General features: G+C 62.2%; 25 protein-coding genes and 1 pseudogene. 8 read left to right on the top strand and 18 right to left on the bottom strand.

The features are described 5' to 3' along the window. Together H2510_RS01715 and H2510_RS01720 are read left to right on the top strand one after the other, a co-directional pair. Entirely contained in the window at positions 1–2,043 is a 2,043-nt protein-coding gene (locus tag H2510_RS01715; protein WP_186626665.1) for a fructose-specific PTS transporter subunit EIIC, read from the top strand. Positions 2,044–2,079: 36 nt separating this feature from the next. After that, complete coding sequence (locus tag H2510_RS01720; RefSeq protein WP_088942356.1) at positions 2,080–2,337, top strand: HPr family phosphocarrier protein; 258 nt, start codon at positions 2,080–2,082, stop codon at positions 2,335–2,337. Between the two features lie 12 nt (positions 2,338–2,349). On the opposite strand, the gene H2510_RS01725 is transcribed toward H2510_RS01720, so the two are convergent. From H2510_RS01725 to H2510_RS01745, 5 genes are all read right to left on the bottom strand, one after another. Beyond that, entirely contained in the window at positions 2,350–3,408 is a 1,059-nt protein-coding gene (locus H2510_RS01725) for a hypothetical protein (RefSeq protein WP_186626666.1), read from the bottom strand. Positions 3,409–3,412: 4 nt separating this feature from the next. Then, entirely contained in the window at positions 3,413–5,005 is a 1,593-nt protein-coding gene (gene hflX, locus H2510_RS01730) for a GTPase HflX (RefSeq protein WP_186626667.1), read from the bottom strand. Between the two features lie 123 nt (positions 5,006–5,128). Then, positions 5,129–5,998, bottom strand: coding sequence for a diaminopimelate epimerase (gene dapF / locus H2510_RS01735; RefSeq protein ID WP_186626668.1), 870 nt, complete (start codon positions 5,996–5,998; stop codon positions 5,129–5,131). Positions 5,999–6,025: 27 nt separating this feature from the next. Further along, the gene (gene miaA, locus H2510_RS01740; protein WP_186627092.1) at positions 6,026–6,934 is read right to left on the bottom strand and encodes a tRNA (adenosine(37)-N6)-dimethylallyltransferase MiaA; all 909 of its coding nucleotides are present in this window, start codon (positions 6,932–6,934) and stop codon (positions 6,026–6,028) included. Further along, positions 6,925–7,647, bottom strand: coding sequence for a class III extradiol dioxygenase subunit B-like domain-containing protein (locus H2510_RS01745; RefSeq protein WP_186626669.1), 723 nt, complete (start codon positions 7,645–7,647; stop codon positions 6,925–6,927). The genes miaA and H2510_RS01745 overlap by 10 nt, the downstream gene beginning before the upstream one ends. A gap of 223 nt (positions 7,648–7,870) precedes the next feature. On the opposite strand from H2510_RS01745, the gene H2510_RS01750 reads away from it, so the two are divergent. Then, on the top strand, positions 7,871–9,355 hold the full coding sequence (locus H2510_RS01750; RefSeq protein WP_186626670.1) for a DUF349 domain-containing protein: 1,485 nt from the start codon (positions 7,871–7,873) through the stop codon (positions 9,353–9,355). A 7-nt stretch (positions 9,356–9,362) separates the two neighbouring features. Here the strand turns inward: H2510_RS01750 and H2510_RS01755 are convergent, their stop codons facing one another. Together H2510_RS01755 and miaB are read right to left on the bottom strand one after the other, a co-directional pair. After that, positions 9,363–9,968, bottom strand: a complete 606-nt coding sequence (locus tag H2510_RS01755; protein ID WP_397517305.1) for a hypothetical protein — start codon at positions 9,966–9,968, stop codon at positions 9,363–9,365. Continuing rightward, positions 9,956–11,473 carry a tRNA (N6-isopentenyl adenosine(37)-C2)-methylthiotransferase MiaB gene (gene miaB, locus H2510_RS01760; protein WP_186626672.1) on the bottom strand — a complete coding sequence of 506 codons (1,518 nt, stop codon included), beginning with the start codon at positions 11,471–11,473 and terminating at the stop codon, positions 9,956–9,958. Before miaB ends, H2510_RS01755 begins: the two co-directional genes overlap by 13 nt. Positions 11,474–11,694: 221 nt before the next feature. Between miaB and gluA the strand changes: the two genes are divergently transcribed. The 4 genes from gluA to H2510_RS01780 all read left to right on the top strand — a co-directional run bounded on the left by gluA (position 11,695) and on the right by H2510_RS01780 (position 14,983). Then, entirely contained in the window at positions 11,695–12,423 is a 729-nt protein-coding gene (gene gluA / locus H2510_RS01765) for a glutamate ABC transporter ATP-binding protein GluA (protein WP_186627094.1), read from the top strand. Between the two features lie 73 nt (positions 12,424–12,496). Continuing rightward, a complete protein-coding gene (locus H2510_RS01770; protein ID WP_186626673.1) occupies positions 12,497–13,330 on the top strand; it encodes a glutamate ABC transporter substrate-binding protein in 834 nt (277 codons plus the stop codon). Positions 13,331–13,424: 94 nt separating this feature from the next. Continuing rightward, entirely contained in the window at positions 13,425–14,102 is a 678-nt protein-coding gene (locus H2510_RS01775) for an amino acid ABC transporter permease (protein ID WP_186626674.1), read from the top strand. Continuing rightward, positions 14,102–14,983, top strand: a complete 882-nt coding sequence (locus H2510_RS01780) for an amino acid ABC transporter permease (RefSeq protein WP_186626675.1) — start codon at positions 14,102–14,104, stop codon at positions 14,981–14,983. The genes H2510_RS01775 and H2510_RS01780 overlap by 1 nt, the downstream gene beginning before the upstream one ends. A 118-nt stretch (positions 14,984–15,101) precedes the next feature. Here the strand turns inward: H2510_RS01780 and H2510_RS01785 are convergent, their stop codons facing one another. From H2510_RS01785 to pgsA, 11 genes and pseudogenes are all read right to left on the bottom strand, one after another. Continuing rightward, complete coding sequence (locus tag H2510_RS01785) at positions 15,102–15,695, bottom strand: regulatory protein RecX (protein WP_186626676.1); 594 nt, start codon at positions 15,693–15,695, stop codon at positions 15,102–15,104. 15 nt (positions 15,696–15,710) lie between these two features. Then, entirely contained in the window at positions 15,711–16,751 is a 1,041-nt protein-coding gene (gene recA / locus H2510_RS01790) for a recombinase RecA (RefSeq protein WP_136169197.1), read from the bottom strand. Between the two features lie 174 nt (positions 16,752–16,925). Then, complete coding sequence (locus tag H2510_RS01795; protein WP_186626677.1) at positions 16,926–17,120, bottom strand: DUF3046 domain-containing protein; 195 nt, start codon at positions 17,118–17,120, stop codon at positions 16,926–16,928. Positions 17,121–17,144: 24 nt separating this feature from the next. Further along, the gene (locus H2510_RS01800; protein WP_186626678.1) at positions 17,145–18,293 is read right to left on the bottom strand and encodes a glycosyltransferase; all 1,149 of its coding nucleotides are present in this window, start codon (positions 18,291–18,293) and stop codon (positions 17,145–17,147) included. A gap of 70 nt (positions 18,294–18,363) precedes the next feature. Continuing rightward, positions 18,364–18,978, bottom strand: a complete 615-nt coding sequence (locus tag H2510_RS01805; protein ID WP_315901169.1) for a helix-turn-helix domain-containing protein — start codon at positions 18,976–18,978, stop codon at positions 18,364–18,366. Positions 18,979–19,125: 147 nt separating this feature from the next. Further along, positions 19,126–19,299, bottom strand: a complete 174-nt coding sequence (locus tag H2510_RS01810; RefSeq protein WP_186626679.1) for a hypothetical protein — start codon at positions 19,297–19,299, stop codon at positions 19,126–19,128. A gap of 131 nt (positions 19,300–19,430) precedes the next feature. After that, on the bottom strand, positions 19,431–20,222 hold the full coding sequence (locus H2510_RS01815; RefSeq protein ID WP_186626680.1) for a phage shock envelope stress response protein PspM: 792 nt from the start codon (positions 20,220–20,222) through the stop codon (positions 19,431–19,433). 69 nt (positions 20,223–20,291) lie between these two features. Then, complete coding sequence (locus H2510_RS01820; protein ID WP_186626681.1) at positions 20,292–21,107, bottom strand: PspA/IM30 family protein; 816 nt, start codon at positions 21,105–21,107, stop codon at positions 20,292–20,294. Positions 21,108–21,201: 94 nt separating this feature from the next. After that, on the bottom strand, positions 21,202–21,582 hold the full coding sequence (locus H2510_RS01825) for a helix-turn-helix domain-containing protein (RefSeq protein ID WP_186626682.1): 381 nt from the start codon (positions 21,580–21,582) through the stop codon (positions 21,202–21,204). Positions 21,583–21,673: 91 nt separating this feature from the next. Next, positions 21,674–21,871 (bottom strand): annotated as a pseudogene (locus H2510_RS21170) (CinA family protein); the annotation flags it as partial. A 27-nt stretch (positions 21,872–21,898) separates the two neighbouring features. After that, positions 21,899–22,519, bottom strand: coding sequence for a CDP-diacylglycerol--glycerol-3-phosphate 3-phosphatidyltransferase (gene pgsA / locus H2510_RS01835; protein WP_186626684.1), 621 nt, complete (start codon positions 22,517–22,519; stop codon positions 21,899–21,901). A gap of 116 nt (positions 22,520–22,635) precedes the next feature. On the opposite strand from pgsA, the gene H2510_RS01840 reads away from it, so the two are divergent. Next, complete coding sequence (locus tag H2510_RS01840) at positions 22,636–23,244, top strand: amino-acid N-acetyltransferase (protein ID WP_186626685.1); 609 nt, start codon at positions 22,636–22,638, stop codon at positions 23,242–23,244. The last annotated feature ends 52 nt before the right edge of the window (positions 23,245–23,296 follow it).

Raw genomic sequence — 23,296 nt, forward strand, 5'->3', positions numbered from 1 at the left:
ATGTCCACACCAACCAGCGATCCCGCGATCATCGCGGAGGAGCTCATCCTCCTCGATGCCGATCTCGGCGCCTCCAAAGATGCTGTCATCGAACGACTCTCGGAGCTACTCGCCACAGCCGGTCGTGCCACCGATGCGGCCCCACTCCGCGAAGCCGCCCTGGCTCGCGAGGCTCAGTCCGCTACCGGCCTACCAGGCGGGATCGCCATCCCACACTGCCGTGCAGAGGCAGTCACCTCGGCATCCCTCGGTTTCGCACGACTCGATCCCAAGGTCGACTTCGGAGCACCCGACGGTCCGGCCGACCTGGTGTTCCTGATCGCCGCCCCCGCGGGTGCCGGCTCAGCCCATATGAAGCTGCTCTCCAGTCTGGCTCGCGCCCTGGTCAAGCCAGAGTTCGTCACCGCGCTTCGAGACGCCCCTTCGCCCGCCGACATCGTCGCGCTGGTAGAGGGCGTCATCAACCCGGCGGCAAAGGCCCCTGCAAAGACTCCCGCGAAGGCTGCGGCGACTTCCGTTCCAGAAGCCTCGGCCCCGCCAGCCACTCCTACTGCCAAGCACATCGTGGCGGTGACGGCATGTCCCACCGGAATTGCCCACACTTACATGGCTGCTGACTCTCTCGTCGCCGCCGGTGAGCGCGCTGGGGTCACCGTGCATGTGGAGACACAGGGATCGAGCGGTAGCACTCCCCTCGATCCGGCACTTATCGCAAGCGCCGAGGCCGTCATCTTCGCCACCGATGTCGGCGTCAAGGGCAAAGAACGATTCGCGGGCAAGCCCGTCGTATCCTCGGGTGTCAAGCGCGCGATCAACGAACCCGATGTCATGGTGACCGAGGCATTACGTGCCGCCGAAAATCCCGATGCCGCACGAGTTTCCGGAACCGCGGCACCAGCGGGATCGGCCAGCACCGGCGCAGGTGAACTGGGCTGGGGTACACGCATCCGGCAGATCCTGTTGACCGGCGTCAGCTACATGATTCCGTTCGTCGCAGCGGGTGGTCTGCTGATCGCTCTCGGCTTCCTGCTGGGTGGATACGAGATCAAGGATGTCGCCGAGGACATCGTCGTCAACAACTCCCTCACCTCGCTTCCCACCGGCGGGCTGACCGCGTATCTCGGCGCAGTGCTGTTCCAGATCGGCGCGTTGTCGTTCAGCTTCCTGGTGCCTGCACTCGCCGGCTACATCTCGTACGCCATCGCCGACAGACCCGGTCTGGCGCCGGGCTTCACGGCAGGCGCTGTCGCCGTACTCGTCGGTGCGGGCTTCATCGGTGGTCTCGTCGGCGGTCTGATCGCAGGCTTCGTCGCGCTGTGGATCAGCAGGTGGAAGATCCCGACGGTTCTTCGCGGTCTCATGCCCGTCGTCATCATTCCGTTGTTCGCCACGTTGATCGTCGGCGCCATCATGTTCCTCTTACTCGGCAAGCCGCTTGCCGCCATCACCAGCGGACTGACCAACTGGCTCAACGGTCTGACCGGCAGCTCGATCATCATCCTCGGCATCATCCTCGGACTCATGATGTGCTTCGACCTAGGCGGACCGGTCAACAAAGCTGCTTACGCGTTCGCCACCGCAGGTCTGTCCGTCACCGACACCGCGTCGCTTCGAATCATGGCCGCAGTGATGGCGGCAGGAATGGTTCCCCCTCTTGCTCTTGCCCTGGCGTCGGCTGTCCGCCCCAAGATCTTCACCGAGGCAGAACGCGAAAACGGTAAGGCTGCATGGTTCCTCGGTGCTGCATTCATCTCCGAGGGCGCCATTCCGTTTGCCGCAGCAGACCCGCTGCGCGTCATTCCGTCGATGATGGCAGGTGGAGCGGTCACAGGCGCACTGGTCATGGCAATGGACGTGACGCTCAGTGCACCACACGGTGGAATCTTCGTATTCTTCGCCGTCGGCGGAATCCTGTGGTTCCTGGTCGCCCTGGCGGCAGGCACGATCGTCTCGGCAGCGCTGGTCATCGCAGCGAAGCAGTTCGTCAAGGGCAAGAACTCGCCTACCGAGGCAGAGCTCGACCCCGATCTCGTCACAGCCTGATCGACCACCCTGCTACACACAACCAAGGAGCACATCATGCCCAGCACCACAGTCGCCGTCGGATCGTCCATCGGCCTGCACGCTCGCCCCGCAGCCCTCATCGCCGATGCCGTTGCCGAAGCAGGCGTCGAAGTCACCCTCGCGGTGGAAGACCAGGAGCCGGTCGACGCCGGATCCGCGCTGATGATCATGACCCTCGGCGCCACCAAGGGGACCGAGGTCGTCGTCGAGAGCGAGGATCAGGCAACACTCGACAAGATCGTGGCGCTGGTCGCCGCCGATCTGGACGCCTGACGTCCCTCCGCGTCACCTGCGGCGTGCGGTCCTGACACCGTAGGCGACCGACGACAGAACGAGAACACCCGCGACGGCCATCGCACCGAGTACCCATCGGCTTTTCGATTCGGACTCGGCTCTGGCCGTCGCGAGGTGTATGTCGGTACGTTCGGCGACCACGAGATCGGTTGCACCACGAAGCATCTGGATAGGGGGCAGCGGCCCGGCCGCTGCCCCCGACGCGACTGCCCCCGACGCGACTGCCTCCGATGCGACGAGAAGGTTTCCTTCGGAATCGAAGGCAATTGCCTCACCCTGGGGTTGCTGGGGCGCCGCGACAACGACAGGATCGCTGTCGAGAGCCTCCACGATATCGCCGTCGTGGACGCCGAACAGGTAGAGATCGTTGTACGTTCGGACCGCGACAACGGTGCCGTCAGCACTGATCGCCCCGCCGGTGGCCAAAATCGAACCAGCGACGAAGGGCGGACCACCGGGAGTTGCGGTGCGCTCGAAGGCCAACTCGCCGACCTTCTGCAGTGGCGTCGGACCGGGTGAAGGCAACTGATCGACGGTCGTGCCGCCGGCAGGGACGTAGATCCCGCTGACTCCGGAAAGCTCCTTGGTCACCACGACCGGCCGTCCCGACGGCTCGATCAGCAGCGTCTCCGCGTCATGCGGTCCGTCCGGATACGTCAGACGATGCAGTTCACCCGCACCGGTCGAGGGATCCATGCCGGTGATCGCGATGGTGTCGCGGCGCGCACGGTTGTCTCCGGTGTCGGAAAGCCACAGGCGCCCACCGTGAGAAGCAAGATCTTCGACATCGTAGGGATCGACAGGAACGTCGAGCCAACGCACGACTGCACATTGCTCATCGAGCACGGCCAGCCGATGATCGGTACCGCTATCGCCGATCGCATAGAGCACACCGTCGATCGAAGTCAGACCGGAGAGCTCTTCGAGACCCGGATCCACAGGGCTGCAATATGTTTCGAACTGCGCGCTGCGAACCTCTGGTGCCGCACTCGCCGGTGCGGCACCGAGAAGTGCACACGAGAGCGCCCCCGCAATCACAATCGATCGCATCGACTCAGGCGGGAGCCACTGCAGCGCCGACGGCGAACTCGGCGAGCACCGAGGCTAGCGCGGTAGGCACCCGAGCCTCGACGCGTGTGCCGTCGGCCTCGTGCGAGGAGTGCGTGATCCGGCCTTCGGTGTGGATCCGAGCAACTAGATCGCCGCGCGTGTACGGCACCAATACGTCGACCTGTGCTTCCGGCCAGGCAAGGATTTCGCCGAGATGATCACGCAGCTCTTCGATTCCCTCGCCCGTCCGTGCAGAGACGAAGCGCGCTCCCGGGAACAGACCACGAAGCTGAGTCAACTGCACCGGATCTGCGGTATCGATCTTGTTTACCACGATCAGTTCCGGCGGCATCTTGGACTCGCGTTCCTTGACGACGTCCATGATCACCTCGCGAACTGCAGCGATCTGGTCCACGGGAAGCGGATCGGAACCGTCGACGACGTGCAGCAACAGATCGGCGTCCGTCACTTCCTCCAACGTCGAACGGAAGGCTTCCACCAGCTGGGTCGGCAGATGCCGCACGAATCCGACAGTGTCGGTGAGCACGATCGCGCGGCCGTCTTCGAGCGTCGACCTGCGAGAGGTCGGATCGAGGGTGGCGAACAGTGCGTTCTGTACCAGCACGCCCGAACCGGTGAGCGCATTGAGCACACTCGACTTGCCTGCGTTCGTGTACCCGACGATCGCGATGGACGGCACAGTGCTCTCGAGGCGACGCTCACGCTTGGTGTCGCGGGCCTGCTTCATGCCCTTGATCTCGCGGCGAAGCTTGGCCATACGCTCACGAATGCGTCGCCGGTCGGTTTCGATCTTCGTCTCACCGGGACCACGAAGCCCTACCCCGCCGTTACTTCCCGCCCGGCCACCTGCCTGACGTGACATGGACTCGCCCCAGCCGCGAAGCCGAGGGAGCATGTACTCCATCTGCGCGAACGCCACCTGCGCCTTGCCCTCGCGCGAGGTTGCATGCTGAGCGAAGATATCGAGGATCAACGCCGTCCGGTCGATGACCTTGACCTTGACGACCTTCTCCAGTGCATTGAGCTGAGCTGGGGTCAATTCACCGTCGCAAACCACGGTATCGGCGCCTGTCGCCACAACGACATCGCGGACCTCTTTGGCCTTACCGGAACCGATGTAGGTCGCCGCATCGGGCTTGTCGCGTCGTTGCACGAGCGCTTCCAATACCTCTGATCCTGCAGTTTCGGCCAACGCAGCCAGCTCCGCCATACTTGATTCCGCTTGTGCTGCGGTGCCGCTGGTCCACACGCCGACCAAGACGACTCGTTCGAGCCGCAACTGCCGGTACTCGACCTCGGTGACGTCCTCGAGCTCGGTAGACAAACCTGCCACACGACGCAATGCAGTACGTTCTTCGAGCTGCATGTCCCCAGCGGACGGAGAAGACTCGTCGGCGGGGAGCGGTGATCGGGCGAGTCGACGCGACCAGGCATCGGACTCCTGCCTGGTCCACGATGAGCTTTGCTCTGCTCCACTGTCCTGCGCGGCGGCAGACTCAGCTGTAGTGCGCTCAGCCGTGTCCGGCCCAGAGGAGTGCTGCCCAGTGAGGTTCTGCTCAGTGAGGTTCTGCTTCACTGAATCCGTCTGTTCTGAATCCGTTATTTCGTCATTCCTCGAGTCGGAATCGCTATCGATTCGATGTGTGTTGGTCATACGCCGTCAATGATCCACTAAATCCCCAGCGCATGCACATGAGATTCACGCACGCTCGCGCCACCACTGGTCATCGATGGTGCCGTTCGCCAACAGCACAGACGGCCCGCGAAGCGATGCGCCCTCGTCGTCGATCGATACCGTCACTTCGCCGCCTGGCACACCTACCACCACTCGACCGGAATCGAGTCCCTCGTACGACAACGCTGCTGCTGCTGCGGCCACCGTGCCGGTCCCGCACGAACGCGTCTCTCCTACACCGCGCTCGAAAACGCGCATGTCGACGCGACCGGATTGCAGTCGGGTGAGGATTTCGACGTTGGCACCTGCGGTGAAGAAACCGCCGTCCAGTTCAGGTGGTGTTGCCAGATCGAGCGCACGTAGGGAGGTGATGTCGGCGGCCGGGTCCACGCACGCAAGATGGGGATTTCCGACGTCGATTCCGATTCCGTCGTACCGACGTCCACCAAGGGTCGTACTGCTGGCACCCATCAAGTGGACTTCGCCCATGCCGACGGTGACGTCTGCGGTGGTGTCATCGAAAGCGTGCACCGTGACCGGTCTCGCGCCGGCCCGGGAACCGACCACGAAACAATCGCTCGATTCGAGGCCGTTCGCACGCAGGTAATGCGCAAAGACCCGAACGCCGTTGCCGCACATCTCGGCGATGCTCCCGTCAGCGTTTCGGTAGTCCATGAACCAGTCCGTGGGCCCGACACCCGAAGGCAGGCGGTCGAGAACGCCTGCATCGCGAAGACGCCCGGCGCGTGAAACCCGCAGCACTCCGTCTGCTCCGAGGCCCTGTCTGCGATCACACAGGGCCGCTACACGGACACGCAGTAGCTCGATCTCGACATCCGGATCGTGCAGCACGAGAAAATCGTTCTGCGTTCCGTGGCCCTTGGCGAAATCCATAGCGCGAAGTCTACGGGTGTGCTCCTTCTAACCTCCGACGATGGCCAGCGCCGAGTCGCGCAGAGCGGGGTCGGCTCCATCGAGCCAGTGGACGCGCGGATCCCGACGGAACCACGATCGCTGACGACGGACATAACGGCGAGTTCCGATGAATGTCCGCTCGCGCGCGAAATCCAGATCGCACTCACCCCCGAGATACTCGAGAACCTGGGCGTACCCGATCGCGCGCGGGGCAGTGACGCCCTCACGCAGGCCGACGCCGACGAGGTGTTCGACCTCCTCGACCAGGCCGGCAGAAAACATCAAGTCCGTCCTGCGCGCGATGCGGTCGTCCAATTCGATCGTGTCGCGGTCGACCCCGAGAAGCTTCGTCCCCCAACGCGGTGTTCCGATCTTCGGCGCGGACGCGGCAAAGGGCTTACCGGTGATCTCGACTACCTCCAACGCGCGGACGAGCCGACGGCCGTCGGTGGCCAGGATCGATGCGGCGGCCTCGGGGTCTCGTTCTTCGAGCGCGCGATACACCGCATCGGTTCCGCCGTCCGCCAGTATCTGCTCCCATCTCGCCCGGACCTGAGGATCGGTGGCCGGGAACGCCCACTCGTCCAGCAAGGATTGGACGTACATCATCGAACCACCGACGATGATGGGAACGCGGTCGCGCGCCAAGATGGCGTCCACCTCCAATGCCGCGACGTCCTGATATCTCGCGACTGTGGCTGTCTCGGTCACATCGAGTACATCGAGCAGATGGTGTGCGATGCCGCGCCGCTCGCCCAACGGCAGTTTTGCAGTGCCGATGTCCATTCCGCGGTACTGCTGCATGGCGTCGATGTTGACGATCTCACCGTCCAATGCCTCGGCCAGATCGAGGCCCAGATCGGACTTCCCTGTCGCGGTTGGGCCGATCACGGCGATCGGCACCCTCACAACGATTCCCAAGTACCGACGAAATAACCGACGCCGAAAGGCGCGCCTCGGTAGAGAGTCCGCGGCCGGACCTCGCCGTCACCCACCATCCCTGCCAGGGTCTGCCACGCAGCAAGGCCTTCCACGCCGACGCCTGCACACAATTGACGATCGAGTCCGGCGAGCGCACCGACATCGGCGTTTGCCAGCGCATCATCGATCTGGTTCTGTACCTCTTCCGCGCGTGGATCGAAGGATCCGGGTGCCTTCGCCGTCAGCATCGTCGACCCGTCTGCCACCACCAGCAATCCCCACGGCTCCGCACTTTCACCCATCGACTTGCGAAGTTCGCGGCCGATGCTCACACAGCTCTCGCGCGGTGTGTCTCGCCCCACCAGGTGCACATCGACAACCGCATCCGGGGCACTGTGGTCGCGAATCCACCCCGCTACCAGCGCAGCCAAGGGAATAGTCGGATCGATCTCCGTCGTGACGCCACCGGGTGAGAACGCAACTCTCACATCGACGCCGTAGGCGGCGAAGCTTCCACGTGAGTCCGAACGAATGGTACGGGCCTTCTCGTGCACACCCAGCGCAATCCATCGGTCCGCGAGCTCACCCAGTACGACACCGGCCTCGATAGTCGCGGTTCGAACCGCGAGCGCTTCCGAGACAGAGCGTCCGGTCAACTCGGGAACCAGGATTGGGGGCGACGGCACGATGGCTACTGCAGACAACACGGCGCCAACGCTAGTCGCTCGTATCCAAGCACCACCGACACGGCGGCGAAATGACGGACGGCGACGCGTAGAAGCGTCTGACCTGTTTGAATGGTGAGCAAGGTAGGCATCGAGTGTCCATGGTGTCCACTGCGTCGACGGTGGCACCGGATAGTCGGAATGTGTCCACCGTGACTTTCAGCGCGATAGAGGCAGCCGTGACGCGCGGCAGAGATGAGGAACAATGTCCGATCTTGGCGACACCACCAGCGGATCCACCGAGCAGCCCGCCCAGGCACCTGGAGCGAGCACCCCGACGGCCCCAACACCGACCAACCCAGCCCCGACTGCCGCAGCACCGACTGCCGCAACACCGAGTGCCCCGAAGCCAGGAGCACCCAAGCCTGGGGGTCCGAAACCGGGAGCATCCAAACCAAGGATCGACGGCGGGGTTGCCAAACCTCATCCGGTGTCCTCCCACGTCCCGTCCGTCGTCCCGACGATCGCACCGCCGAGCGATCCCAGCAAGTTCGGCCGAGTGGACGACGACGGCACTGCCTGGGTGAAGACCGCGGACGGCGAACGTCAGATCGGATCGTGGCAGGCAGGAGACGCCGCCGAAGGTCTTGCACACTTCGGACGGCGCTACGACGACCTCTCCACCGAGGTGGCTTTGCTCGAAGCCAGGCTCACTGCGGGTTCCGGAGATGCGAAGAAGACGAAGGCAGCAGCCTTGGCGTTGCTCGAAACGCTTCCCACAGCCGCAGTGATCGGCGATATCGCAGGCTTGCACGACCGCCTGGAGATCGTCGTCGAGCACTCGGAGGCCGCTGCGGCCGTCGCGAAGCAAGAGAAGGAGATCGAGCGCGCCGCACACACTTCCCGCAAGGAAGAGTTGGCAACCGAGGCCGAGCAGATCGGTAGCGAATCCACGCAATGGAAAAATGCCGGCGACCGTCTCCGAGAAATTCTCGACGAGTGGAAGACGATCCGCGGAGTGGATCGCAAGGTCGACGATGCTCTGTGGAAGCGTTATTCGAAAGCCCGTGAGAACTTCAATCGCCGTAGAGGTGCTCACTTCGCCGATCTCGATCGCGAGCGGGGTGCCGCGAAAACTCGCAAAGAAGAACTGGTCGAGCAGGCTCAGGCCCTCTCGTCGTCGACCGATTGGGGTCCCACTGCCGCCGCCTTCCGCGACCTGCTCGTGGACTGGAAAGCTGCCGGCCGCGCGCCTCGCGATGCCGACGATGCACTGTGGAAGGACTTCAAAGCCGCCCAGGATGTGTTCTTCGCTGCGCGCAATTCTGCGGCGTCCGAGCGTGACGCGGAATTCGAATCGAATGCGACCGCGAAAGAAGAACTGCTCGCGAAGTACGGCAACATAAATCCGAGTAGCGACCTCGATGGGGCGCGCGCGGCTCTGCGTGACCTCCAAGAGAAGTGGGATGCTCTGGGCAAAGTTCCGCGGGACAAGATGCAGGAACTCGAAGGTCGCTTACGCGCCCTGGAAAAGTCGGTTCGGGACGCGGTCGACGCACAGTGGCGACGCACCGATCCGGAAGCGTTGGCCCGTGCTGCTCAGTTCCGCGAGCGCGTCGCTCAGTTCGAAGAGCAGGCCGCCAAAGCTCGAGCGGCAGGCAAGGACAAGGACGCCAAGCGTGCGCTCGAGCAAGCGCAGCAATGGCGCGAGTGGGCCGAAGCGGCAGAAGGCGCCGTCGGCGAGAAGTAGGACGAAGTCAGAGCTTGCGGTCGGTCGGACGCCCGAGAATGGGTCCGCCCCACCGTGAGTTCTGCTCGTTCTCGGCCGCCGCGACACGTCGACGTTCCTGTGCGGCCAATTGCGCGTTGGTTTTGTTCCACACGGCCTTCAGCCACTGGAACGTCAGGACGACCACCGCGATCCACGCGATGATGAGACCGATTCCGGGTCCACCGCCCGTAGAGTCCGTCGGCAGTGTCTGCCTCGACCAGATCGACAGCATTCCGAAGACCGACGCTACGGCGCTACCGCTGAGCGCTATCCACGCGAGTGCCCACACTCTGGTGACGAGGGCGAGGACCGAGAAGACCACGCCGAACACCGCGACGAACCCGACGAAGATTCGGGACGGCAACGCGATGGATTCGCCGAGCCCCTTGTCACTGCCGGACAGGACGTCGAATCCGGTAGCAGATCCGGCATGTGGCAAGACGAAAGTGACCAGCAGCACGAGAACCAATACGGCAACGACCACCGCCCGCGCTCCTGGGTCGATCTCCGAATCGATCTTCCGCTCCGCGGTGTCGTAATCGGGTGCGCTGCCGTCTTCGCTGCTGGGCCTCAACTTGGTCATGCGCTGCATCCTGTCTCTATGGGCGCAGGAGCGGGGACGCCGACAGCCGGCAAGCCCAACCCGACGCCGATGGGGGCCGTCTTCGGGAGTATTCCGCGTTCGTATGCATCACCGGCAGTGGTGCGACGGTGCGAGGCAACGCCGGTGTCGGCGATGAGATGGTAAGGAGCGGCTGCGGTGATCGTCGTGGTGACGACATCACCGGGCCTGATCGCGGCAATCTGGTGGTCCTCGGCTCGGAAGTGAACGAGTCGCCCGTCCCTGGCACGACCACTTTTGCGATGCGTGGCGGCATTCTTGCGGCCCTCGCCGGTCGCGACCAGCAGTTCTACTTCGGTGCCGATGAGCTCTCGGTTGGATTCGAGAACGATCTCTTCCTGCAAGGCAATGAGCCGTAGGTAGCGCTCCTGCACAATCGCCTTGGGGATCTGATCCTCCATGTCGGCAGCCGGTGTACCGGGGCGCTTGGAGTATTGGAAGGTGTACGCATTCGCGAACTTCGCTCGGCGCATGACCTCGAGAGTCTGCTCGAAGTCCTCCTCCGTCTCACCGGGGAATCCGACGATGATGTCGGTAGTGATCGCCGCGTGGGGCATCACTTCCCGCACCTTGTCGATGATCCCGAGAAACTTGCTCTGCCGATAGGACCGTCGCATCGCTTTGAGAACTCGGTCCGAACCCGATTGCAACGGCATGTGCAACGTCGGGCAGATGTTCGGTGTGGTGGCCATCGCGTCGATCACGTCGTCGGTGAACTCGGCCGGATGCGGCGAGGTGAAGCGCACCCGCTCGAGGCCTTCGATCTCACCACAGGCCTTCAACAGTGCGGCGAACGCGCCGCGGTCACGTGGGAGTGCCGGGTCCGCGAACGAAGCCCCATAGGCATTGACATTTTGACCGAGCAGGGTCACTTCGAGAACGCCTTGGTCGACGAGTGCCTGCACCTCCGCAAGAATGTCTGCGGGCGAGCGGTCGATCTCCTTGCCGCGCAGCGCCGGGACGATGCAGAAGGTGCAGGTGTTGTTACAGCCCACCGAAATCGATACCCATCCCGCGTACGGGGACTCACGCTTCGCCGGCAGAGTCGACGGAAAAGCTTCCAGAGATTCGAGAATCTCGACCTGAGCTTCGTTGTTGTGTCGAGCCCGCTCGAGCAGGACCGGAAGCGAGCCGATGTTGTGGGTTCCGAACACCACGTCCACCCACGGGGCCTTCTTGACGACCGTGTCGCGGTCCTTTTGGGCCAAACAGCCGCCGACCGCAATCTGCATACGTGGATTGCGTGTCTTGGCAGGCCGAAGCATGCCAAGATTTCCGTACAGTTTGTTGTCCGCGTTCTCTCGAACAGCGCAGGTGTTGAAGACCACGAGATCGGCATCGGAACCTGTGTCGGCCGGCACATAGCCCGCCTCTTCGAGCAGACCTGCCAGTCTCTCCGAGTCGTGCACGTTCATCTGGCACCCGTGCGTGCGAACCTCGTAGCTCCTCTGGGTCATCTGGTCACTCGTTTCCACACTCCCAGGGTACGGCCCGGCGCGACCGTCCGGCGCCGGGGATACGCGAGATTCTCGATCCATCTCCTCGGGCTGAGTGCACCGACAGTAAAGTTTCCATTACATAATCGAAGAATGTCGCGTTAACGGCGTTGTCGACGACCAAACTACGAATAAGGTTCTGCCCTATGACGCATGCCACCGACGCGCCGGCTTCCGGTGCAGTTGCCGACCGACCCTCCATGATCTCCCTGAAATCGGTAGACAAGCATTTCGGTGATCTGCACGTCCTCAAGGACATAAACCTCGAGGTCCCTACCGGCCAGGTCGTCATCGTGGTCGGACCGTCCGGGTCCGGGAAATCGACGTTGTGCCGAACGATCAACCGACTCGAACCCATCGACTCCGGTTCCATCGAGGTCGACGGCTCGGTCCTTCCTGCCGAAGGCAAAGCGCTCGCCGCGCTTCGCGCCGACGTCGGGATGGTCTTCCAGTCGTTCAACCTTTTCGCGCACAAAACCATCCTCGAGAACGTCATGCTCGCGCCTATCAAAGTGCGCAAGCTCAAGAAGGACGAGGCTCGCAAGGCCGCCCAGGCACTGCTCGAACGTGTCGGCATTGCGAATCAGGCCGACAAGTATCCAGCTCAGCTCTCCGGCGGACAGCAACAGCGAGTAGCGATTGCTCGCTCACTAGCCATGAACCCCAAAGTGATGTTGTTCGACGAGCCGACGTCCGCTCTCGATCCCGAAATGGTCACCGAAGTTCTCGACGTGATGACCTCGTTGGCCAAGGAGGGCATGACGATGCTCGTCGTCACGCACGAGATGGGATTCGCACGGAAGGCCGGTGACCGTGTCATCTTCATGGCCGATGGCGCCGTAGTCGAGGACACCGACCCCGACAGTTTCTTCACCGCACCGAAATCCGAACGCGCCAAGGACTTCCTGGGCAAGATTCTCGGCCACTGACCGAAACTCGCTCTTACTCGCCACACTCTCGTCGCACGTAACAACCCGTGAAATCAACATGGAGGACTAACCAGTGAGAATTACTCGCTCGATCCGTCTAGGGGTCGGCATCGCCGCGCTCGCCGTCGTCGCTACCGCCTGTGGCGGGGGCGAAGAAGCCCGCAACGTCAGTAGTAGTGCAGAAAACGGCAACTTGATCGTCGGCATCAAGTTCGATCAGCCCGGTCTGGGCCTCCGCAACCCGGATGGTTCCTTCAGCGGCTTCGACGTCGAGGTGGCCAAGTACGTCGCGGGCCAGCTCGGAGTGTCGGAAGACAACATCGAGTTCAAGGAATCCCCGTCGGCTCAGCGTGAGACGCTCATCCAGAACGGGGAGGTCGACTACATCGTCGCTACCTACTCGATCACCGATACGCGCAAGGAGAAGGTCGGGTTCGCCGGACCGTACTTCGTCGCCGGCCAGTCTCTGCTGGTTGCCGACAGCAATACCGATATCACCGGGCCCGAGTCACTCAGCGGCGGCAAGAAGCTGTGCTCGGTCACCGGGTCCACGCCTGCGCAGAACATCGCCGACGAGTACCCAGGCGTTCAGCTCCAGCCCTTCGACACCTACTCGGCCTGTGTCGAAGCACTGCGCAACGGCGCTGTCGACGCAGTGACGACCGACGACATCATTCTCGCCGGTTACGCCGCCCAGTACCCGGGCGAATTGAAGGTCGTAGGCGAGCCTTTCACCACGGAGAACTACGGAATCGGCTTGTCCAAGGACGACACCGAAGGACGTAACAAGATCAACGACGCCATCGAGGAGATGGTGTCCAGCGGGGCATGGAAGACTGCGTTCGAGGAGACCGTAGGACCTTCCGGTTACCCGCTTCCGGCACCGCCGACCGTCGACCGCTACTGACGCTCGCCGACGTCGGGGCCCGGGCAACTGCAGTTCGAGTAGCTCGCCGCCCCGACGCCGGTCGAACCGCCCACGCCGATAGGACATTCCTCCATTGAACTTATTGAGCAAGTACGGCGATCAACTCGTCGACGCGTTCATCATGACGATCAAGCTGACGGTTCTGTCCGCCGTGGGTGCATTGATCCTCGGTACGATCATCGCAGCGATGCGCGTTTCGCCTATCCCTGTCGCACGCGGCATCGCGGTTGCTTACGTCACGATCTTCCGTAACACTCCGCTGACGCTGATCATCCTGTTCACCTCGTTCGGCTTGTACCAGACGATGGGTGTCAGTCTTGCTCCGGAGAATTCGCCGACGTTTCTGGTGGACAACAACATCCGGCTCGCCGTTCTCGGCCTGAGCGTCTATACCGCGTCGTTCGTCGCAGAGTCGTTGAGGTCCGGCATCAACACCGTGCCCGTCGGCCAGGCGGAAGCGGGCCGTTCTCTGGGTATGACGTTCACCCAGAACATCACGATCGTTGTTCTCCCCCAGGCATTCCGCGCTGTCATCGCACCGCTGGGCAGTGTATTGATCGCGTTGACCAAGAACACGACCATCGCCTCGGTGATCGGTGTCGCGGAAGCATCTCTGCTCATGAAGACGATGATCGAGAACGAAGCTGCGATCTTCGTCGTCGGTGGAATCTTTGCGCTCGGCTTCATCGTCCTGACGCTTCCAACCGGACTGCTGTTCGGATACCTCAGCAAGCGATTGGCGGTGAAGTGATGAGCGATGCTGTAGCTGTTCTCTACGACGTCCCGGGGCCGAAGGCGAAACTGAGGTACCGGATCCTCTCCGGTGCTGTTCTGCTCGTCTCTCTGGGCATCGCATATCTCATCTACTTGGCGCTCGATTCCAAAGGTCAGCTGACGGCTGACAAGTGGGATCCGTTCGTCACTGCCAGCACGTGGACTACGTATCTGCTTCCCGGTATCAAGGGAACTCTGATCGCGGCGGCGCTTTCGATCGTGTTCGCGTTGGTCCTCGGCGCTGTTCTCGGTATCGGCAGATTGTCCGACCATCGCGCCATCCGCATCGTGAGCGGTGTGCTGGTCGAACTGTTCCGCGCAGTTCCGGTGCTGATTCTGATGATCTTCTTGTACGCGGTCTATGCCGAGTATCAAGTCTTCAAGGTCAGTTACCTCGCTCTGGCTGCAGTAGTAACCGGTCTGACTCTTTACAACGGCTCTGTCATCGCCGAAATCGTTCGGGCCGGTGTCAATTCGCTACCGAAAGGGCAGGCCGAAGCGGCCGACGCCTTGGGCATGCGAAAGAACCAGGTCATGCGGATCATCTTGCTGCCTCAGGCGATCACAGCGATGCTGCCGGCGATCATCTCGCAGATGGTGGTTGCACTGAAGGATTCGGCATTGGGCTACATCATCGGCTATGTCGAAGTGGTGCGAGCCGGACAGCAGGTAGGTGCGTTCTATGGCAACTACCTGCCTTCGCTCGTCATCGTTGCGGTCATCATGATCGTAATCAACTCGCTGCTCACCAAGCTGGCGACGGTTGTCGAGCGTCGATTACGTCAGAAGAAGCGAAAAACAGGTGGGACCGTCCTCGCAGCGTCGGACTTCGGCGGGGGCCCCGAAGGCGCAGCCTGAATCGTTGGACCGCACCGGTCACTGGACAGGCTGGTCTCGTACAGAGAGAAGAAGCCCGCAACACGTTTCGGTGTTGCGGGCTTCTTCGGTATCGATGGCGACCGATCCGGGTGGACGATCACCCGAACTCGTCACCGTCGAAATCTTGGGTATCGAGATGGTCCGAGTCCGAGTCCTCGGTACCGATCCGCGCGAGTTCGGCTTTCACGATTGCGTACGCCATTCCTGCCGAGTAGCCACGCCGAGCGAGCATTCCGACTAGTTTTCGCGCAATCTTGTCTCGTTCGGCACGGACATCAGCTCCGGTTCCTGCAGGCACTGTCAGGTTGCGACAGCGCTTGTGGACAAGTTCCGTTGCCCGTGCGCGCTCGTCCTCGGCGTCTATTTGATCGAGAGCGTTGAGAGCATCCTCTTTGCTGACACCTTTGGTGCGCAGTTCGACGCTCAAGGCCCGCTTGCCTTTGCCCGAGTAGGTATGGCGTGAATGCACCCACTGCTCCGCAAAGGCCTGGTCGTCCACAAGGTTCGCGGCTTCCAACCTCGTCAGGACTGCATCCGCGACTTCCGGACTGAAACCCTTCTTGCTCAGGCGAGTCTCGAGCTCGTATCGGCTCCGTGCACGATCGGTGAGGAGCCGAAGGCAGACATCTTTTGCCTGCGCTTCGGTGCCGCCGCCGTCATTTCCTTGTTCTTGTTCGGATCGCTGTTTCACAGCGGGTCACCCGTGTCAGAACTCGACCGGAGCAGCCTTCTCGTCATCGACAGCCGTGACGTCGGCACCGATCTGCAGCTTCTCCATGATCTTCTTCTCGATCTCGTCACGGATATCGGGATTCTCGAGCATGAACTTGCGGGCGTTCTCCTTGCCCTGACCCAGCTGATCACCGTCATAGGTGAACCAAGATCCCGACTTGCGGATAAATCCGTGCTCGACCCCCATGTCGATGAGCGAGCCTTCACGGCTGATGCCCTTGCCGTAAATGATGTCGAACTCCGCCTGCTTGAACGGCGGCGCAACCTTGTTCTTGACGACCTTGACGCGGGTGCGGTTACCGATTGCTTCGGTGCCGTCCTTGAGCGTCTCGATACGCCGGATATCGAGACGGATGGAGGCGTAGAACTTGAGAGCCTTACCGCCCGTCGTAGTTTCGGGTGAGCCGAACATGACGCCGATCTTTTCGCGCAGCTGGTTGATGAAGATGACCGTGGTGCCGGAGTTGCTCATGGCACCGGTCATCTTGCGTAGCGCTTGGCTCATCAGTCGGGCCTGAAGACCGACGTGACTGTCACCCATTTCGCCTTCGATCTCGGCTCGGGGTACGAGAGCGGCCACCGAGTCGATGACCACGATGTCGAGAGCGCCCGAACGAACCAGCATGTCCGCAATTTCGAGTGCTTGTTCGCCCGTATCCGGCTGCGAGACGAGCAATGCGTCGGTATCGACACCGAGCTTCTGCGCGTAGTCAGGATCGAGTGCGTGCTCAGCGTCGATGAAGGCAGCGATTCCGCCGGCACGCTGAGCACTGGCCACTGCATGCAACGCGACAGTCGTCTTACCTGAGGACTCCGGGCCGTAGACCTCGACGACACGGCCACGCGGCAGTCCACCGATACCGAGCGCGACGTCCAGAGCAATGGAACCGGTGGGGATGACAGCAATAGGTTGGCGGACCTCATCACCGAGGCGCATCACCGATCCCTTACCGAAATTCTTGTCGATCTGCGCAAGTGCGAGATCGAGTGCTTTGTCGCGATCGTATGCAGCCATCGTGATCTCCTCAGTGTGGTCTGTGACAGCGTGGTCTCGTTGAGCGTGTTGTCGGTAACGGTAGAGCTGGGTACCGACAAGAACTGCCCGAGACCGCTGTGTAACCGAATGACACCAGCATAGGGGAACACCTGTTCGATTGCATCAGGTGGCTCCTGGACACGCCGCAGAGAATCACCACCGTGATTTGGGCACGTCGAATTCACTACACAGAGCACGCCATACATCGCGGGGATCGACACCTGCTTCGATCGCTTCCGCTCCCGTCATACCGTTGAGACCAGTGATGACGTGATCGACCAGTATCGAGTCACCACGCATCCGGCCGAACTCCTCGACGAGCAATTCCTGGAACTGGGTCAATCGCACTGGACAACCGTAACCGAGGACGCGTCACCGCAGAACGTCGCGGCACACCTCTACGGGATCCTCCACCTCGGCAGCACTCGCCGACGCCGAGCGTGCAGCATTGGTGAAACTTTCACTCCCGAGGACACGGAGCACGGCGTCCGCGATTGCTCCAGGGGTCGGCGGACGAACAACGACCGCACTCCCCTGCCGTGCCGCGCGATTGGCCAGTTCCCATTGATCTCCACCACCGGGGATCGCGACGACGGGGACTCCATGGATCAGGGCTTTCGCCAACAACCCGTGCCCTGACCCACATATGACGACGTCTGCGTGGTCGAGGAGATGGTCCTGTCGGCCGAGCCCCGCGGTAGCCCAGCCCGGTAGTTCGGCCGGGGGCTCGTCGAGCATCGAGGCGACCAACCGCACCCCGCTCCCCGCAAGGCCTTCCAAGGTCGCCTCGAGCATTCCCTGGGCGCCGGTGAACGCCGTCGACGGGGCCACCATGACCACAGGGCCGTCGCCAGGCGGCATCGGCAGGACTTCTGTTGTCGGCTCCCACAGCAGCGGCCCGACGACGTGCGCCTCGACCGGCCAGTCCGGCCTCGGAACCTCCAGGGCTGGGATGGTGGCGATCAGGCGCGCAGCGGGCCCAGGATCTTCGGCGGGCAGGCCGACACCGACACGTGCGGCTCCGCGCTGAGACTTTCCCTGGGCTATGGATCTGCCGGTTGCGGCACGCATCAACGTGTCCCGTAGTCGACCCCGGACACCTGTCCCCGGGGCAAGGCCGCTCCCGATCGGAGGCAATCCCTTCGAGGGTGCGTACAACGGGTGCGGTGACAATTCCACCCACGGAATGCCGAGCCGTTCGGCGGCTAAACCGCCTCCCGCGGTGAGGATGTCGGATACGACCAGATCAACATCGGCATTCTTCAGATCCGGCAACAGTTCGGTGGAGATGAAAGCTGCCCGCGAATGAATCCGCTGGCCTGCATCCATATCGTCGTCCTCGGGCCGCGGTGTCAGCCCTTTGAGCAACCGAGTGTCTATACCCACGGCCGTGGCCGCATCGATCCACCTCGAACCGGTGAACAGTATCGGCACATCACCTGCGGAGGCGAACAGGTGGCACAGCGCAATAGCGGGAAAGGCATGCCCTGGGTCGGGGCCGGCTACCACAGCTACTCGCACGCCGCTCAGAGTGCCATACCAACGTGGTCGCCGAGTACCTGCCTGCTCGAAGCCGAGTCGACCTCGGGCATCACCGATCGAGCGGACGCAGGTACGAGTCCACGGCGTAGGCGAACTCGGCGACCAAATCGTCACCCGGGATACGACCCGACACCATCTCTGCCGACTGCACAGCGGACTGGACCATCAACAGCAACACGGTCGCCATATGACTCGGCACGCCATCTCGGATCGACGAATCTCGTTGGCCACCTTCGATGATGGGCACCAAGCCGTCGATGATCAGCGATTGGCTCCTACCGAGGCGGTGCAGGATGTAGGTGGCGAGGATTTCGGGATCGGAACGGAGGATTTTGACGAACAATGGATGGATGCGTATGCCGTCGGCTGCCGCCGAGACCGAGGACGTGATCTGCCGACGAGCCGAGGCATCAGGATCGAATCTCGGAATCACCGCGCCGATCTCGCGTGTCAGCAGGCTGGAGACCACTGCTCGGGTGTCGGACCAACGCCGGTAGACGGTCGGGCGGCTGACTTTAGCCCGACGGGCGATCTCGGCGAGAGTGGTCCGGCGGACCCCGTATTCGAGAATGCACGAGCGTGCAGCGTCGAGCACCTGATTTTCGACCGAGGAAATGGCGATGTCGTCGGCGGAGGTCTCGCCCAGTTCGGTCTGCTGACTCACTCCTGCACCCCGTTCATCTCCGCGATTCGTTTGCTGATCCAACGCCTTCACCGAACTATGCACGCACCCGGTTACACACGGCTCGATGTGAAAAATTGTAGTTCATGTGCGACTGCCCGACCGTCGAGCTACCCAGCTGATCGCCGATCAGAGCTTGGTCAAGTCTCGATTCTCCTTACCGGTGACTGCCTTGACCAAGCAGTACAACCCGAAGACGATGGCGCCGGCGACGGCTATCGCGAACATTCCTTTGATTACTGCTCCGAAGACGGCGAACGCGAGCCATACCAAAGCGATGATGCCGAGGATTTTCCAGAACATTTTTTCATCTCTCTTTCCCTGTGTCGACACCGATCCTGACATGCCGGATACACGAAATCACTGGGTCCGCAACGAGATCAGGGAAAGATGGGTGATGACCCCGACGTGGTCCTGTTCAGACTTGATCCCATTCAGGGGTGACGGCGCCGGATCTCGGCTAGTTCCTCCAGCGCGAAGGCCCAGCCTTGGAGTCTGTCCGTAGCGGACGACAGCTCAGCGCGCCGGGCGGCGACAGCACTCGACGGCATTCCGGTCGGAGAGGTAAGCCTCGCGGCCGCTTCTACGAGTTCCTCGTATTGATCCACACCGGCTTCGAGTTCGGCGGCAGCTCCGCTGATCGAGCTGGTCAGATGAACTCCGGCTCGTGTGTTGGACTCCGCTGCACGCTCCATCGCGACTATGTCGGTTGCCATGTCGGTGAGCGCGGCGGCCGCGGAGTAGGCCACTTCGGTGGTCTCCAGAATGTCCTCGGAGGCGATCGATTCCGACCTCAGCAGAACTCCGGTCAGCTCGTACAGGCTCCGTTGCGCACCTGCCAGTCGGTTCATCGACGTAAATGCCGAAGAGTGCCGCGCAGGAAGCATGCTCTTCCCCGGCTTCCGAGCCGGCAGTGGCTCGGACTTCAACTGCTTGTATCGGGTGATCGCGAAAACAGTGGGTACGGCGAGGAGTGCGGCGCCGCCGCCGGTTGCGATCATCGTCCATTCCGGCGCAGACGCCACGGCAAGCCCAGCCGTCGACAGCGCGGAAGCGCCGGTGGCTCCGCCGAACCACGATCCACGCCGGCGTGCTCGACGAACTCGCCGAATCTGCTTCTGACGAGGATCGTTCCATCTACCTGCAGCCTCGATGACGGACTCGCCGATTCGGCGTGCCGCGTCTGCTGCATCCTTGGCGGCCGACATCGTGCTGGAAACAGACATGGCCGACCACGTAGGTGGTCGGCCATGTTGTTGTTTCGTCATACTCGCAGGATCCAAGTCGGCTACGCGTCAGTGCTGCGCAGGTGGTTCTGGAGTTGCATTGGGTGTCTTGGCAATCGACGGCTTGGATGTTCCCGTCGCGTTGCCGGATGGGAGAGCGTCACCTGCCATCGAAGCGCGGATCTGCTCGAGACGGCTGTGCCCGGCCATCTGAACCGACGCCTGCTGCACCTCCATCATCCGACCCGACACGGTGTTCTGCGCCAGTTCGGCCGAGCCGAGTGCATCTGCGTAGCGACGTTCGATCTTGTCGCGAACGGCATCGAGGCTCGGGGTGTTACCTGGCGCGGACAGCGTGCTGTCCATCGAGCGGAGTGATTCGCTGACCTTCTCCTGCATCTTCGCCTGCTCGAGCTGGCTGAGCAGTTTTGTACGCTCGGCCACCTTGGCCTGTAGAGCCATAGCGTTCTGCTCCACGGCCTTCTTTGCCTGCGATGCGGCCTGCAAAGACTGATCGTGTAGGACCTTGAGGTCCTCGACACCCTGCTCAGCGGTAACGAGCTGAGCTGCGAATGCCTCAGCAGCATTTGTGTACTGCGTCGCTTTGTCGACATCGCCTGCAGAGGACGCCTGGTCGGCAAGTGTGACTGCCTGGCGAGCGTTCGCATTCAGCTTCTCGACCTCGTCGAGCTGACGGCTCAGCTTCATCTCCAGCTGACGCTGGTTGCCGATAACCGAGGCCGCTTGCTGAGACAGCGCCTGGTGCTGCCGCTGTGCATCCTCGATTGCCTGCTGAATCTGAACCTTGGGGTCGGCCTTCTCGTCGATCTTGGAATTGAAGAGCGCCATCATGTACTTCCAGGCTTTGACGAAAGGATTAGCCATGGGTTGATCCTGCCTCCATCTTTGGCGCCGCGTTGCACGCGTAGTGGGTGAACATGCACGTGTGGGAAAGGATACTGGTTGCGGCTATCCGGTGTCAGGCTGCTGCGAGTGCACGTGCGGGCGCAGGGATGACGACGCGGGTCTCACCGGCAATACGTGGCGACCCGTTACCGCTCATCTTCGACGACCCGGTGTCGGCGGTAGGCAGCGCGATGCCGTCGGCCGTCGAGGCAGGGCCGGTGGACACGAGCAGCGAGTCACTGACGTCGCTCATCACGTCGGACAACGGAACCGCCAACGCGGTGCAGATGGCGGCGAGCAGTTCGCTCGACGCCTCTTTCCTGCCTCGTTCGACTTCCGACAGATATCCGAGGCTCACGCGCGCGGTGTTCGAGACCTCGCGCAGTGTGCGACTCTGTGCGACGCGAGTGCGCCGCAGACTGTCGCCGAGTGCTTCACGCAATAGCAGCGCCATCTCGCTCCTCCTCGTTCGAATCCATGTCGTTCGAATCCATGTCGATCGAATCAATGTCTCGTTCGTTTTCAGCTACATCGACCATCTTCAGCTACAACGCTGGGTGGGGCCCGATTGGTTCCCGACCCTTTACGTCGCCGCGCCGGCTCACCCGTCGAAACAGCTCCGAGATCGCACTACGGACTGTATCGCGTCGGATTGCCAGACGGTCGCCCGACAGTCGGAGTTTCTGCACCTGAGTCTCGTCGGGGCCCGCGACGGCGACGAAGACCGTCCCCAACTCGCGTCCGTCTTGACCCCTCGACGAGCGGGTCGGTCACGACTTCACCCGCCGGCGCAGGCGAATGGCCTGGACCACGTAGTCGAGACCGGTGTAGACCGTCAAGAACACCGCCAAGCCCATCAATGCGACGGATACCCCTCGCACCTCGTCGGGCAAGGGCAGGAGATACATCCCGATCGCAAAACTCTGCACCAAAGTCTTCAGCTTGCCGCCGCGTCCCGCCGGGATCACACCGTGCCTGATCACCGCGAATCTGACGAGTGTGATGCCCACTTCACGTGCCGCGATCACCACGGTCACCCACCAGGGGAGGTCTCCGAGGATCGACAGTCCGACGAGTGCCGCACCGATCAACGCCTTGTCGGCGATCGGATCCGCGATCTTCCCGAAATCGGTGACCAACCCGTACTTGCGGGCGAGCTGCCCGTCGATCCGGTCGGTGATCGCCGCGACAGCAAATACCACCGTCGCACCTATACGCCATCCGCTGTCGTGACCGTCTCCGACGAAGAGGACAGCGAGAAACACGGGAACGAGAGCAATCCGGAGCATCGTCAGAATGTTGGCGATATTGACGATCGGAACAGGTTCGACGTCCCCAGTGCTCGAGTTGCTGTGTGGCAGATTCGGGCCGGATGCCAGGGGTTCGCTCATACCGTCGAACCCTTGATGCCGATACGCCGACAAAGGTGTCCTGATTCATTTCGGACCAGTTCGGTTACGGACACACGAAAAGAATATCCGTTGCGACGTTGACTACTGTTCACCACATGACTTCTGGGCCGAACCGGGCGAGTCGACACCACGTCGACGGAACGTCCGACAACGCACTCGACACGGCATTCGACGCAGCACTCGAACGCCGCGAGACCTCTCGTCCCGGCGACGACGTGGTCGTCCGCCGTGCTCGAACCTCCGACATCCCGGAGATCAAGCGACTGATCGACATCTATGCCGGAAAGATCCTCCTCGAGAAAAACCTGGTCACACTGTACGAGGCGGTTCAGGAGTTCTGGGTCGCCGAACGAGGAGACAGCGTCATCGGCTGTGGTGCACTCCACGTCTTGTGGGCCGACCTCGGTGAAGTACGCACGGTCGCGGTGGATCCGGCAGCCAAGGGCCTCGGTGCCGGTCGTCTGATAGTCGATACCTTGATTCGCGTAGCCCGCGACCTGGCTCTCCAGAAGCTGTTCGTGCTCACCTTCGAGGTGGATTTCTTCACGCGGCACGGCTTTCTCGAGATCGAGGGAACACCCGTCACTGCCGAGGTCTACGCCGAAATGTGCAGGTCGTACGACACCGGTGTCGCAGAATTCCTCGACCTGAGTTACGTGAAGCCGAACACCCTGGGCAACACACGAATGCTGCTCCCCCTCTGAATCGATCCAACCCCCTGGAACAATCCAGGGCGAGCTCGATTGGCCTACTCCG

The organism is Rhodococcus sp. BP22, assembly GCF_014281965.1.
GTDB lineage: Bacteria > Actinomycetota > Actinomycetes > Mycobacteriales > Mycobacteriaceae > Rhodococcoides.